The sequence below is a fragment of the Arthrobacter sp. SO3 genome, from assembly GCF_020532825.1.
GTDB lineage: Bacteria > Actinomycetota > Actinomycetes > Actinomycetales > Micrococcaceae > Arthrobacter.
Genome location: NZ_MQTS01000244.1, coordinates 25,599 through 38,869, shown reverse-complemented (window position 1 = coordinate 38,869; position 13,271 = coordinate 25,599). Strand labels below are relative to the sequence as shown.

Annotated in this window: 11 protein-coding genes; 3 read left to right on the top strand and 8 right to left on the bottom strand. The window is 68.7% G+C overall.

From position 1 onward, the window contains the following. Positions 1-51 precede the first annotated feature (51 nt). The 8 genes from argH to argC all read right to left on the bottom strand — a co-directional run bounded on the left by argH (position 52) and on the right by argC (position 8,874). Positions 52-1,479 carry an argininosuccinate lyase gene (gene argH, locus BJQ90_RS21220; RefSeq protein ID WP_226762155.1) on the bottom strand — a complete coding sequence of 476 codons (1,428 nt, stop codon included), beginning with the start codon at positions 1,477-1,479 and terminating at the stop codon, positions 52-54. 5 nt (positions 1,480-1,484) lie between these two features. Then, positions 1,485-2,690, bottom strand: coding sequence for an argininosuccinate synthase (locus tag BJQ90_RS21215; protein WP_226762154.1), 1,206 nt, complete (start codon positions 2,688-2,690; stop codon positions 1,485-1,487). Between the two features lie 137 nt (positions 2,691-2,827). Next, positions 2,828-3,361, bottom strand: coding sequence for an arginine repressor (locus BJQ90_RS21210; RefSeq protein ID WP_226762153.1), 534 nt, complete (start codon positions 3,359-3,361; stop codon positions 2,828-2,830). After that, positions 3,361-4,374, bottom strand: a complete 1,014-nt coding sequence (gene argF / locus BJQ90_RS21205; protein WP_226762152.1) for an ornithine carbamoyltransferase — start codon at positions 4,372-4,374, stop codon at positions 3,361-3,363. Before argF ends, BJQ90_RS21210 begins: the two co-directional genes overlap by 1 nt. Positions 4,375-4,406: 32 nt before the next feature. Then, the gene (locus BJQ90_RS21200; RefSeq protein WP_413463730.1) at positions 4,407-5,702 is read right to left on the bottom strand and encodes an acetylornithine transaminase; all 1,296 of its coding nucleotides are present in this window, start codon (positions 5,700-5,702) and stop codon (positions 4,407-4,409) included. Further along, the gene (gene argB / locus BJQ90_RS21195; protein ID WP_226762151.1) at positions 5,699-6,655 is read right to left on the bottom strand and encodes an acetylglutamate kinase; all 957 of its coding nucleotides are present in this window, start codon (positions 6,653-6,655) and stop codon (positions 5,699-5,701) included. The genes BJQ90_RS21200 and argB overlap by 4 nt, the downstream gene beginning before the upstream one ends. Positions 6,656-6,679: 24 nt before the next feature. Then, on the bottom strand, positions 6,680-7,846 hold the full coding sequence (gene argJ / locus BJQ90_RS21190) for a bifunctional glutamate N-acetyltransferase/amino-acid acetyltransferase ArgJ (RefSeq protein ID WP_226762150.1): 1,167 nt from the start codon (positions 7,844-7,846) through the stop codon (positions 6,680-6,682). Further along, complete coding sequence (argC, locus tag BJQ90_RS21185) at positions 7,843-8,874, bottom strand: N-acetyl-gamma-glutamyl-phosphate reductase (protein WP_226762149.1); 1,032 nt, start codon at positions 8,872-8,874, stop codon at positions 7,843-7,845. Before argC ends, argJ begins: the two co-directional genes overlap by 4 nt. A gap of 157 nt (positions 8,875-9,031) precedes the next feature. Here argC and BJQ90_RS21180 point away from each other — a divergent pair, with 157 nt between their 5' ends. From BJQ90_RS21180 to BJQ90_RS21170, 3 genes are all read left to right on the top strand, one after another. Then, positions 9,032-10,123: a fatty acid desaturase family protein gene (locus tag BJQ90_RS21180; protein WP_226762148.1), complete on the top strand. Its 1,092-nt coding sequence runs from the start codon at positions 9,032-9,034 to the stop codon at positions 10,121-10,123. Positions 10,124-10,361: 238 nt separating this feature from the next. Further along, positions 10,362-11,327 (top strand): quinone oxidoreductase family protein, encoded by a 966-nt coding sequence (locus BJQ90_RS21175; RefSeq protein WP_226762147.1) that lies wholly within the window; start codon positions 10,362-10,364, stop codon positions 11,325-11,327. A gap of 186 nt (positions 11,328-11,513) precedes the next feature. Continuing rightward, positions 11,514-13,271 (top strand): non-ribosomal peptide synthetase (locus tag BJQ90_RS21170; protein ID WP_226762250.1); only part of this gene is annotated, 1,758 nt, incomplete at its 3' end.

Here is a 13,271-nt window from a genome sequence, read left to right as displayed (position 1 = left end):
GGCACGACCACCGCGGCCGTGCCTGCCGGGACTTTTCCCCGCCCGCCCCTGCTAGCCCGCATACCCGCGGACGCCGGCGAGCTCGGCTTCGAGGGCCAGCAGCTGGCGCCCGACGGCGGCCGGTGCAGTGCCGCCCTGGGAGTTCCGGCTGTTGAGCGAGCCCTGGGTGCTAAGGACCGTGCGGACCTCCGGCGTCAGGTGTTCGGAGATGGCGGCATATTCCCCGTCCGTGAGGTCCCAGAGTTCGACGCCGCGGCTTTCGGCCTGTTTGACTGCGGCACCGGAGAGCTCATGCGCCTCGCGGAACGGAACCCCCTGGCGGACCAGCCATTCGGCGATGTCCGTGGCCAGCGCGAAGCCCTGTGGCGCCAGCGATTCCATCCGTTCGGTGTTGAACGTCAGTGTCGCGATCATGCCGGAGACGGCCGGGAGCAGGACCTCGAGCGTGTCGGCTGCGTCGAAGACCGGTTCCTTGTCCTCCTGCAGGTCGCGGTTGTACGCGAGCGGCAGGCCCTTCAGCGTGGCCAGCAGACCGGTCAGGTTTCCGATCAGCCGGCCTGCCTTTCCGCGTGCGAGTTCCGCGACGTCCGGGTTCTTCTTCTGCGGCATGATCGAGGAGCCGGTGGAGTAGGAATCGTGCAGGGTCACGAAGGAGAACTCCTTGGTGGCCCAGAGGATGACTTCCTCCGACACGCGGGAAAGGTCCACGCCGATCATGGCGGTGATCCACGCGAACTCGGCGAAGACGTCGCGGGAGGCGGTGCCGTCGATCGAGTTGTGCGTGGCAGAGAAGAATCCCAGTTCCGCGGCCACGGCTTCCGGGTCCAGGCCCAGCGAGGAGCCTGCGAGTGCGCCGGAGCCATACGGCGAGACGCCGGCGCGCTTGTCCCAGTCCTGGAAGCGCTGCACATCGCGCAGCAGCGCCCAGGCGTGGGCCAGCAGGTGGTGGCTGAGCAGCACCGGCTGGGCGTGCTGGAGGTGCGTGCGGCCCGGCATGGCCACGCCCTGGTGCGCTTTGGCCTGCTCCACGAGGGCATCGATCGTGGCGAGCACGCCGCGGGCGATGATCCGGGCATGGTCACGCAGGAACATCCGCCCCAGCGTGGCCACCTGGTCGTTGCGGGACCGGCCGGCCCGGAGCTTGCCACCGAGCTGGGTGCCGGCGCGCTCGATGAGTCCGCGTTCCAGTGAACCGTGCACGTCCTCGTCGGACTCGGAGGGCAGGTAGGCGCCGGAGGCGACGTCCGCATCCAGCCGGTCCAGGGCGTCGAGCATGCCTGCCAGCTCGGCGTCGTCGAGCAGGCCGGCCTTGTGCAGCACGCGGGCGTGCGCCTTGGACCCGGCGATGTCGTAACGGGCAAGCCGCCAGTCAAAGTGGGTGGACTTGCTCAGGGCAGCGAGGGCATCTGCGGGGCCGCCGGCAAAGCGGCCGCCCCACAATGCGCCGGTGTTCGTGGCTTCGGACTTTTGCTCAGCCACGCGGGCTACTTTCCTGCGACGCGGATGTCGCGGCCGGAGGCGACCTTGGCGGACATGCCCCACAGTTCGATGAAGCCGCGCGCCATCGACTGGTCGAAGGTGTCACCGGTGTCGTAGGTGGCAAGGTCGAAGTCGTACAGCGAGGTGTCCGAGCGGCGTCCGTTGACGATCGCCTGGCCGCCGTGCAGCACCATGCGGATGTCGCCGGTGACATAGCGCTGGGTGTCCTCGATGAAAGCGTCGAGGGAGCGCTTGAGCGGCGAGAACCACTGGCCGTCGTAGACCAGCTCGGACCAGCGCTGGCCGACGGTGGCCTTGAAGCGGGCCTGCTCGCGCTCGACCGTGATGTCCTCAAGGTGCTTGTGCGCGGTGATGAGGGCCATCGCACCCGGTGCCTCGTAGATTTCGCGGGACTTGATGCCGACGAGGCGGTCCTCGACGACGTCGATCCGGCCGACGCCCTGGGCGCCGGCGCGGCGGTTGAGTTCCTTGATGGCCTGCAGCGGGGTGACCTTGACGCCGTCAATGGCTACCGGGACGCCCGCTTCGAAGGAGATGGTGACCTCGTCGGGCGCCGGCGGGAATTCCGGGGTGGCGGTGTAGTCGTAGATGTCCTTGGTGGGGGCGTTCCAGATGTCCTCGAGGTAGCCGGTTTCGACGGCGCGGCCCCAGACGTTCTGGTCGATGGAGTACGGGTTCTTCTTGGTGGTCTCGATCGGCAGTCCCTTTTCCTCGGCGAAGGCGATGGCCTTGTCGCGGGTCAGGGCGAGGTCGCGGACCGGTGCGATGCACTTCAGGTCCGGGCCGAGGGTCTGGATGCCGACTTCGAAGCGGACCTGGTCGTTGCCCTTGCCGGTGCAGCCGTGGGCCACGGTGGTGGCACCGAATTCGCGGGCTGCCTTGACCAGGTGCTTGACGATCACCGGGCGCGAGATCGCGGAGACCAGCGGGTAGTGGCCCTGGTAGAGGGCGTTGGCCTTCAGCGTGGGCATGCAGTATTCGTTGGCGAATTCGTCGCTCGCGTCGGCCACGTAGGCCTCGACGGCGCCGCAGCCAAGGGCTCGCTGGCGGATCGTCTCCAGCGACTCGCCGCCCTGTCCGACGTCAACCGCCACGGCGATGACCTCGGCGCCGGTCGCTTCACCGATCCAGCCGATGGCTACGGAAGTATCCAGGCCACCGGAGTAGGCCAGCACAATACGCTCAGTCACTTCAAATGCTCCTTAGTTGTTTGGGAATAAGTTGTTTGGAAAAAGTTGTTTGGAAAAAAAATCGGGTCAAGCTTGTCTACTGAAAGCCTGTCACATCCCTGTGGCGGGCCCAATCTTCAAAATGGTCCTGCGGGCGCTCAGCCGGTGCCGGCTTCCTCGGCCAGCTGCAGGAACCGGGCGGCCATCTCCGCGCCGCCGAGTGGATCACGGGTGACCAGCAGCACGGTGTCGTCCCCGGCGATGGTGCCCAGGATTGACGGCATGACCGAGTGGTCGATGGCCAGGGCCAGGAAGTTGGCCGCGCCCGGAGGCGTCCGCAGCACCACGATGTTCGCCGACGCTTCGGCGGTGACGAGCAGTTCCCCGCAGAGCCGGGCCAGCCGCGCGTCGAGAATCTCCTGGGTGACGCCGCTCTTGGCTGCCCGCTCGCCGCCTTCGCCCGGCACGGCGTACACGAGCACGCCTTCCTTGCCGCGGACCCGGACGGCGCCCAGCTCGACGAGGTCCCGGGACAGCGTGGCCTGGGTGACCTGGACGCCGTCGTCCGCGAGCAGCGCCGCGAGTTCGGCCTGCGAGCGGACCGATTCACCGGTCAGGATCGCGGTGATCCGCGCCTGCCGGGCCGTTTTAGTGGCAGGGCTGGCCCCCGGGGAGGCCGGCTGCACGGACATTATCCGAGTCCCTCAACCGGCGCCAGCCCCTCAACCGGCGCCAGCCCCTCAACAACAGCCAGCCCGGAGCGGTACATCAGCCAGGCCATCAGGGCCTTCTGGGCGTGCAGCCGGTTTTCGGCCTCGTCCCAGACGACGGACTGCGGGCCGTCGATCACGGCGCCGGCGATCTCGTAGCCGCGGTAGGCGGGCAGGCAGTGCAGCACGACGGCGTCCGGCGCCGCGAGCTTCATTGCGGCTTCGTCCACGGCGTAGCCGCGGAAGAGCTGCAGCCGGGCTTCCTTCTCGTCTTCCTGGCCCATGGACACCCACGTGTCGGTGGCGACGACGTCGGCTCCGAGCAGCGCCTCGGCAGCGTCCACCGTGACGAGCACCGAGCCGCCGGTCTCCGCCGCGCGGTCCTCGGCCGCTGCGATGATCTCCGGGGAGGGCAGGTGGCCGTCGGGGCCTGCGACGCGGACATGCATGCCCGCGGTGACGCCGGCGAGCAGGTAGGAGTTGGCCATGTTGTTGGCGGAGTCGCCAAGGTAGCTCATGGTGAGGCCCTGGAGGCCGCCCTTATGTTCCTTGATGGTGAGCAGGTCGGCGAGGAGCTGGCAGGGGTGGTAGTCATCGCACAGGGCGTTGATGACCGGCACGCGGGAGTTCTCGGCCATCGCGACGAGCCCGGAGTGGGCCCCGGTCCGCCAGACGATCGTGGATACCATGCGCTCCAGGACCTTGGCGGTGTCCTCGACGGATTCCTTGTGGCCGATCTGCGCCTCGCCGGGGTTGATGATGAGCGCGTTACCGCCCATGTCGGCCACGCCGGTGGCGAAGGAGACCCGGGTCCGGGTGGAGGTCTTGTCGAAGATCACGGCGACGGTCTTGCGGCCGCTGCCTTCCGCGGCGAAGGGCTGCACGCTGTAAGGGGCGGCCTTCATCCGGAGGGCGAGGTCAAGGACCTCGGCCTGCTCGGCCGGGGTGAGGTCGGTGTCCTTGAGGAAGTGGCGGACCCGGCTGTTAGAAGTCACGGTCGAAGTCACGGTCGAAGTTTCAGTCGCTGTCACTGGGCGTCCTTTGCGGTCTGGAGGAGGGCGGGCAGTGCCGCGAGGAAGCGGTCGGCCTGTTCGGTGGTGAGGATCAGCGGCGGCGCGAGGCGGATCGTGTGCGGGCCGGGGCTGTTGACGATGAAGCCCGCCTCGAGGCCGGCGGTCACAAGGGCCGGGGCGACGTCGGCGTCGAGGTCGAAGCCGATCAGCAGCCCTTCGCCGCGGACCCCGGTGACGCCGTCGACGGCCGCCAGGCCCGCCCGCAGGTGTTCCCCGACCTCCCGGACGTGGTCCAGCACGTGCTGGTTTTCGAGGACGTGCAGGGTGGCCAGGGCGGCGGCGGTGGCGACCGGGTTGCCACCAAAAGTCGTGCCGTGCTGTCCGGCGGTCAGCAGCGCCGACGTCTCCGGGCCGAACGTGACGAGGGCGCCGATCGGGAAGCCGCCGCCGAGGCCTTTGGCGAGGGTGACGGCGTCGGGCACGATCCCGGCGTCCCCGCTCGCGAGCCACTTGCCGGTGCGGCCGATCCCGGTCTGGACCTCGTCGAGGATCAGCAGGGCGCCGGCGGCGCTGGTGGCCTCCCGCGCGGCTTTCAGGTAGCCGGCGGGCAGCGGCCGGACGCCGGCCTCGCCCTGGATCGGTTCCAGGAAGACCGCGGCGACTGTCTCGTCCACCGCGGCGCGGAGTGCGTCAATGTCGCCGAAGGGGATGTGTTCGACGCCGCCGGGCAGCGGCGCGAACGGCGCGCGGTAGGCTTCCTTCGCGGTGAGCGCCAGGGCGCCCATGGTGCGGCCGTGGAAGGCTCCTTCGAGCGCGATGATCCGGGTCCGCGGCTTCGCTGTGCTGTCCGGGCTGGCGCCCGTGTTGCGGCGGGCCAGCTTGAAGGCGGCCTCAACAGCTTCGGTGCCGGAGTTGGCGAAGAACACCTTGGAACCTGCCGGGGCCCTGGTGATTTCCAGCAGTTTCTCGGCCAGCGCGATCTGGGTGGGACTCGTGAAGAAGTTGGAGACGTGCCCCAGGGTGGCGAGCTGGCTGGAGATCACGGAGGTGACGAAGGGGTGCGCGTGGCCGAGGGCGTTGACCGCGATCCCGCCGAGCAGGTCCAGGTATTCCTTGCCGTCGGCGTCCCAGACCAGGCAGCCGGAGCCGCGGACCAGGACACGCTGCGGGGTGCCGAAGACGCCCAGCAGCGAGGAGGAGTAGCGGGCCAGCCACTGCGCGCCGGTGGCGTGGGAATGGACGATCCCCAACATCTCCCCCGCCGGGGAGTGCTCGAGATCCGTGGAAGATGCTTTTTCGGTCTGGTTCATTTGCTTTCCTCGTCCGGGACGACCTGCGTGCCGATGCCCGCCGTCGTGAAGGTTTCCAGCAGCATCGAGTGCGGCAGCCTGCCGTCCACGATGTGTGCTCGTTCGACGCCGCCCTCGACGGCTTTGAGGCAGGCTTCCATCTTCGGGATCATGCCTGACTCCAGGCGCGGCAGCAGCTCGCGCAGTTCCGACGCGGTGAGCGAGGAAATCAGCGAGGAACGGTCCGGCCAGTTGGCGAAGAGCCCCTCGACGTCGGTGAGGATCACCAGCTTCGAGGCGCCGAGCGCTTCGGCCAGGGCCGCGGCGGCGGTGTCGGCGTTGACGTTCAGCACCTGGCCGGTCGTCTGCGCCTGTTTGGTGGCTGCGTCAAGGCTTCCGTCGTCGAAGATCTCCGGCGCCACCGTGGAGATGACCGGGATCCGGCCTGCCGCGACGATGTCCAGGATCCCCTCGGGGTTCACGCCGATCACTTCACCGACCAGGCCCAGGTCCACCTCTTCGCCGTCCACGACGGTGCCGGTGCGGACCGCGCGGAGCAATCCGCCGTCCTCGCCGGACATCCCGACGGCGTACGGGCCGTGCGAGTTGATCAGGCCCACGAGTTCGCGGCCGACCTGGCCGGTGAGGACCATGCGGACCACGTCCATGGCCTCGGGCGTGGTGACCCGCAGGCCGCCCTTGAACTCGGACTCGATCCCGAGCCGGCTGAGCATGGCGTTGATCTGCGGGCCGCCGCCGTGCACCACCACGGGATGGATCCCTACGTGGTGCAGGAAGACGACGTCCTCGGCGAAGGCCCGGCGGAGCTCGTCATTGACCATGGCGTTGCCGCCATACTTGATCACCATGGTGGTGCCGGCGAAGCGCTGGATCCAGGGCAGGGCCTCGATCAGCGTTTCGGCTTTGCTCTGGGCATCCTTCATGGAGGTGGTCTCGCGGGTCTGGGTGTTCATGCTGGTCGTCCCTCCGGGAACTGCCTAGCTGGAGTAGGCGCTGTTTTCGTGGACGTATTCGTGGGTGAGGTCGTTCGTCCAGATCGTGGCCTCGGCCTCGCCGGCCTGGAGGTCGATCTCGACCAGGACCTCGCGGGGTTCCAGGTCCACGAGGCCGCGGTCATCGCCGATGCTGCCGTTGCGGCAGATCTGGACGCCGTTCATGGACACATTGAGCTGGTCGGGCTCGAAAGCCGCGTCCGTGGTGCCCACGGCGGAGAGCACGCGGCCCCAGTTGGGGTCCTTGCCGAAGATCGCGGCCTTGAAGAGGTTGGAGCGGGCCACGGCCCTGCTGACCACTTCCGCGTCCTTTTCGCTCGCGGCGTTGAAGGTGCGGATCGCGATGTCGTGGCTGGCGCCTTCGGCGTCGCCGATCAGCTTGCGGGCCAGTTCCGCACAGACCTGGGTCAGCCCCGTGCCGAAATCGACGGCGGACGGTACGGCACCGGAGGCCGCGGAGGCCAGCAGCACCACGGTGTCGTTCGTGGACATGCAGCCGTCCGAGTCCGCCCGGTCAAAGGTGACCCGGGTGGCATCGCGGAGCACGACGTCGAGCATCTCCGGCTGGACGTCCGCGTCCGTGGTGAGGACCACCAGCATAGTGGCGAGCCCCGGGGCGAGCATGCCGGCGCCCTTGGCCATGCCGCCGATGGTGAATTCCTTGCCATCGGCATCGGCGCCGATGAAGACCGCCTGCTTGGGCACGGAGTCCGTGGTCATGATTGCGGTGGCGGCGTCGGGTCCGCCGTCCTCGCTGAGCGCAGCCGTGGCGGCGCCGATCCCGGAAAGGATCTTCTCCATCGGGAGCTGCTCGCCGATCAAGCCGGTGGAGCAGACGAAGACGTCGGTGGCGGAGGCGCCCAGCGCCTCGGCCGTCTTCTCGGCGGTGGTGTGCGTGTTCTGGAAACCCTGCGGCCCGGTGCAGGCGTTGGCTCCGCCGGAGTTCAGGATGACGGCGTCCACCCGGCCGTCCTTGACGACCTCGCGGGACCAATGCACGGGGGCCGCGGCCACCCGGTTGGAGGTGAACACGGCTGCAGCGGCCTTGGAGGGGCCGTCGTTGACCACGAGGGCCAGGTCCGGCTTGCCGGAGGCCTTCAGGCCGGCCGTGACGCCGGCGGCGCGGAATCCCTTGGGGACGGTGATGCTCATGGTGCGACTCCCTGCAGTTCGAGGCCGGCGGTTTCCGCCAGGCCGAGGGCAATGTTCATGGACTGCACGGCCCCGCCGGCGGTCCCCTTGGTCAGGTTGTCGATAGCGCAGGTGACGATCACGCGGCCGGTGTGCGCGTCGAGCGCCAGTTGCATGACGGCGTGGTTGGACCCCTGCACGGACTTGGTGGAGGGCCAGCGGCCTTCGGGCAGCAGGTGCACGAACGGCTCGTCGTCGTAGGCCTCGGTCCAGGCGCGGCGGAGTTCCTCCTCGGTGACGCCGGGCCGGACCTTGGCCGTGGCGGTGGTGAGGATGCCCCGGCTCATGGGGGCCAGCGTGGGCGTGAAGGACACGGTGACCGGAGCGTTCAGGGCCCTCGAGAGTCCCTGTTCGATCTCCGGGGTGTGCCGGTGCCCGCCGCCCACGCCGTACGGGCTCATCGAGCCCATGACCTCGGCCCCGATCAGGTTGATCTTGGCGGCCTTGCCCGCCCCGGACGTGCCGGAGGCGGAGACGATGACGACGTCGTCCGCCTGCAGCAGGTGGTTGCTGAAGCCCGGAGTAAGCGCCAGCAGGGCCGACGTCGGGTAGCAGCCCGGGACGGCGATCCGTTTGGCGCCGCGGAGCGCCTCGCGCTGGCCGGGAAGCTCCGGCAGCCCGTAGGGCCAGGTTCCGGCGTGCGGCGAACCGTAGAACTTCTCCCAGGCGGCCGCATCCTCCAGGCGGTGGTCGGCGCCTGCATCGATCACAACGGTGCCGGCCGGAAGCTGGGCCGCGATCTCCGCGGACGCGCCGTGCGGAAGGGCCAGGAACACGACATCGTGTCCGGACAGGTTCTCCACCGTGGTGTCTTCGAGGATGCGGCTGGCCAGACCGTGGAGATGGGGCTGCAATTCCCCTAGTCTGGAACCGGCGTTGCTGTGCGCCGTGATGGCACCGATCGTGACGTCGGGGTGGCCGGCAAGGAGCCGCAGCACCTCGCCGCCGGCGTAACCGCTTGCGCCGGATACGGCAACAGAAATAGTCATAACAAGGACTATACAGCAAGAGTATGCATAGATACCGATATTTATGCATGCGATGCTTCGTGTCCCGGAGCGTATGCTTGGTAGAGGGTGACCCCCAACCGTGCAGTCCGAGTGTCGGGCGCCGCGTTGCCCGCAACAGTTTCGAGGCACGCGCTACATGACCCTCACCACCGCCACGCCGGAGCGACCCAAATCGCGTATCCGTCAGCCGAACGCCGTCGTCCTGAGCTACTCGGAACTCCTGAAAACCGTCAAGGCCGCGGGCCTGCTGGAACGCCGCGTCGGTTTCTACATCACGGTGTTCTCCGTTCTGGTCCTCCTGATGACCGCCACGTGGGTCGGCTTCGCCCTGATCGGTGACAGCTGGTTCCAGCTCCTCATCGCCGCAGCCCTGGGCATCCTCTGCACCCAGCTGAGCTTCCTCGCCCACGAGGCCGGACACCGGCAGATCTTCGCGTCCCGCCGGGCCAACGACTGGGCCGCACGGCTGCTTGCCACCTCGGTCGCCGGGATGAGCTACTCCTGGTGGGAGCAGAAGCACGGCGCGCACCACAACCACCCCAACGTGATTTCGAAGGACCCCGATATCGCCACCGGCGCGATCGCCTTCTTCCCGGAGGCCGCGGCCACCCGGCAGGGCCGGTTTTCCTTCCTCACCCGCAAGCAGGGCTGGCTCTTCTTCCCGCTGTTGTTCCTCGTTGGCCTGGGCCTGCAGATCGATTCGGTCAAGTTCGTCTTCCAGCGTGCCAAGGTCACGCACCGCTGGGTTGAAATTCCGATCCTCGTGGTCCGCCTCAGCCTGCTGCCGGTGCTCGCGTTCACCTTCCTGCCCTGGGGCATGGCGCTGGCGTTCATCGCGGTGCAGCTCGCCGTCTTCGGCTTCTACATGGGAGCCTCCTTCGCCCCGAACCACAAGGGCATGCCGGTCCTGCCGGCCGACAGCCGCGTGGACTTCTTCAGCCGCCAGGTCCTGACGTCCCGGAACATCTCCGGCGGCCGCTTCATGGACATCCTGCTGGGCGGCCTCAACCGCCAGGCCGAGCACCACCTCTTCCCGGACATGGCCCGCCCGCAGCTCGACAAGGCAGCCGTGATCGTCCGCGAGTTCTGCGCCAAGCACCAGGTTCCTTATACGGAAACCACGCTGCTGCAGTCTTACGGCATCATCGTCCGCTACCTCAATGAGGTCGGTCTGTCCGCCGGGCGCCACTTCGAATGCCCGATGGCGACCGTAACCCGCCGCTTCTAGGCGGCGCAGGCCCCTCCGCGGACCTGGATTCCATCCGCGGCAGGCACTGATTGCCACTCTGACCCGAAGTGCTTGACCCAAGGTGACGGCCGGTATCCGGCCGTCACTTCGTCGTTGGCGCCGGGTGTCCATAGGATGGGTGCAGGATCAGGGCCCGGAACTCCGGCAGCTCAACGTCAGCCCGGAATGTTCAGCCCCGAAATTCAGAGCGGAATTTTCAGCCCAGGCAAGGAGACACATGATGCACGCAATCGTCGCCCGCGAGGCCGGGGGCCCCGGAGTCCTCACGCTGGCTGAAGTCGAACGTCCGGTTCCGGGCCCCGGCCAGCTGCTGGTCAGGGTCGCCGCCGTCGGCGTGAACTTCATCGACACCTACAAGCGCAGCGGCACCTACAAGGTCCATTACCCCTTCACCCCCGGGTCCGAGGCCTCGGGCACCGTCGAGGAACTCGGCGACGGCGTCACCGGGTTCTCCCCGGGCGACCGGGTGGCCACGGCCGAAGGCATCAACTGCTACGCCGGCTTTGCCCTCATCGACGAGGACAAAGCGTTGCCGGTCCCCCACGGCGTGGACGACTTCACCGCCGCCGCCCTGCCGCTGCAGGGCATTACCGCGCACTACCTGATCAATTCCTCCTTCAAGGTCGAGCCCGGCCACACCGTCCTGCTCCACGCCGGGGCCGGCGGCGTTGGCCTGCTGCTGATCCAGCTGCTGAAGGCCCGCGGCGCACGCGTGATCACCACCGTCTCCACGGACGACAAGGAACGGCTGGCCCGCGAGGCCGGCGCCGACCATGTACTGCGCTACGACGGCTTCGCAGCCAAAGTCCGCGAACTGACCGACGGGACCGGCGCGGACGTGGTGTATGACGGGGTCGGCAAGGACACCTTCGACGGCTCCCTCGACGCCCTGCGCATCCGCGGCACCCTGGTGCTCTTCGGTGCCGCCTCCGGGCCCGTGCCGCCCGTCGACCCGCAGCGCCTCAACTCCGGCGGCTCGCTGTACCTGACCCGGCCGACGATCGTCCACTTCCTGCGCGATGCGCAGGAACGCCGCTGGCGTTCGGACGAGCTCTTCGCCGCCGTCGCCGACGGAAGCCTCAAGGTCCGGATTGGTGCCCGCTACGACCTGGCCGAAGCAGCCCAGGCCCACGATGACCTGGAACAGCGGCGCACCACCGGCAAGGTCATCCTTGTTCCGTAGGTCCTGATCCGCAGGGGTCCGGGAATACATTTTTGGGAAACAGCGTGCGAACATCGGGACCGGGGCGGAGTATTAACACAAAGCGAATCCGGACACCTTCCGTTCACCTCAACCGGAGACGATTCCCCTGTGACTGAGCAACAGCAGCAACCCGAACGCAGTAGCCTTCCGCAGGCGCTCGCCACCGTGAGCCCGGTTTTCCAGGCGCAGCTTCCGGGGTCGCCGGCCACACCGCCGGAGCGGACGCTTGTCGACATTCTGCAGGACACGGCCGCGCGCTTTCCGGATGCCTCTGCACTCGACGACGGCCACCACTCGCTCAGTTATGCCCAGTTGCTGACGGCGGTCCGGGCGAAGGCGAGGGAGCTGCACCGGGCCGGCCTGGGCGCCGGGGACAAGATCGGCGTCCGGATTCCCTCCGGCACCAACCAGCTCTACGTCGGGATCCTGGCTGTGCTCCTCATTGGGGCGGCGTATGTCCCGGTGGACGCGGACGACCCGGAAGAGCGCGCCAAACTGGTCTTCGGCGAAGCCCGGGTCGCCGGCATCCTACGCGGAGCCGGGGAAATTGTGACGGACGGACGGCGGCCCCGCCCTTTCCCGGCACCGAGGCCGCCCGGGCCGGACGACGACGCCTGGGTCATCTTCACGTCCGGCTCCACCGGAACCCCCAAAGGCGTCGCCGTGCAGCACCGCTCCTCGGCGGCCTTTGTCGACGCCGAGGCCCGGCTCTTTCTCCAGGACGATCCGGTCGGCCCGCAGGACCGTGTCCTGGCCGGGTTGTCGGTGGCCTTCGATGCGTCCTGCGAGGAAATGTGGCTTGCCTGGCGGCACGGCGCCTGCCTGGTCCCGGCGCCGCGGGCCCTGGTCCGGACCGGCATGGACCTCGGCCCGTGGCTGATCAGCCACGGGATCACGGTCGTTTCCACGGTTCCCACCCTCGCCGCGCTCTGGCCGGTGGAGTCCCTGGAAAGCGTCCGTCTGCTGATTTTCGGCGGCGAGGCGTGCCCGCCGGACCTCGCCGAGCGGCTCGCCGTCGAAGGCCGTGAGGTCTGGAACACCTACGGCCCCACCGAGGCAACCGTCGTCGCCTGTGCGGCACCGCTGGGCGGTCCCGGGCCGATCCGGATCGGCCTGCCCCTGGACGGCTGGGACCTCGCCGTCGTGGACGCCAATTCCCTGCCCGTCGGGGAGGGCGAGATGGGTGAACTGATCATCGGCGGCGTCGGCCTGGCCCGGTACCTGGACCCGTCCAAGGACGCCGAGAAATACGCCCCCATGCCGTCGCTCGGCTGGACGCGCGCCTACCGCTCCGGCGACCTGGTCCGTTACGAGGCCGAGGGGCTGATCTTCCAGGGCCGCGCCGACGAACAGGTCAAACTCGGCGGGCGCCGGATCGAGCTGGGCGAGATCGACGCCGCCCTGCAGGCGCTGCCGGATGTGGCCGGCGCGGCCGCCACGGTGCAGACAACGGCGGCCGGCAACCAGATCCTCGTCGGTTACCTGTCGCCGGCCGGCGGCAGGGAGATCGATCTCGCGGCCGCCCGGGAGCTCCTCGGCGTTAGCCTGCCGGCACCGCTGATCCCGCTGCTGACCCTGGTCGATTCGCTTCCCACCAAGACCAGCGGCAAGGTCGACCGGCACGCGCTGCCGTGGCCGCTGGCGGGGGCCGGAGCCGCCGACACCGAAGCCGCCCCGCTGAACCTCCCGGACGACGCAAGCTGGATCGTCGAGCAGTGGGCTGCGGTGCTGGGCAGTGCCGTGTCCAGCCTCGACGCCGATTTCTTCGCCTACGGGGGCGGCTCCCTCGCCGCCGCGCAGCTCGTCTCCGCCCTGCGCGTGCGCTACCCCACCATCACGGTGGCCGACATTTACGCCACGCCCCGGATCGGGGCGCTCATCGACGCGGCCCGCCAGTCGCTGCCCGAAGGCGGGGCGGGGCCG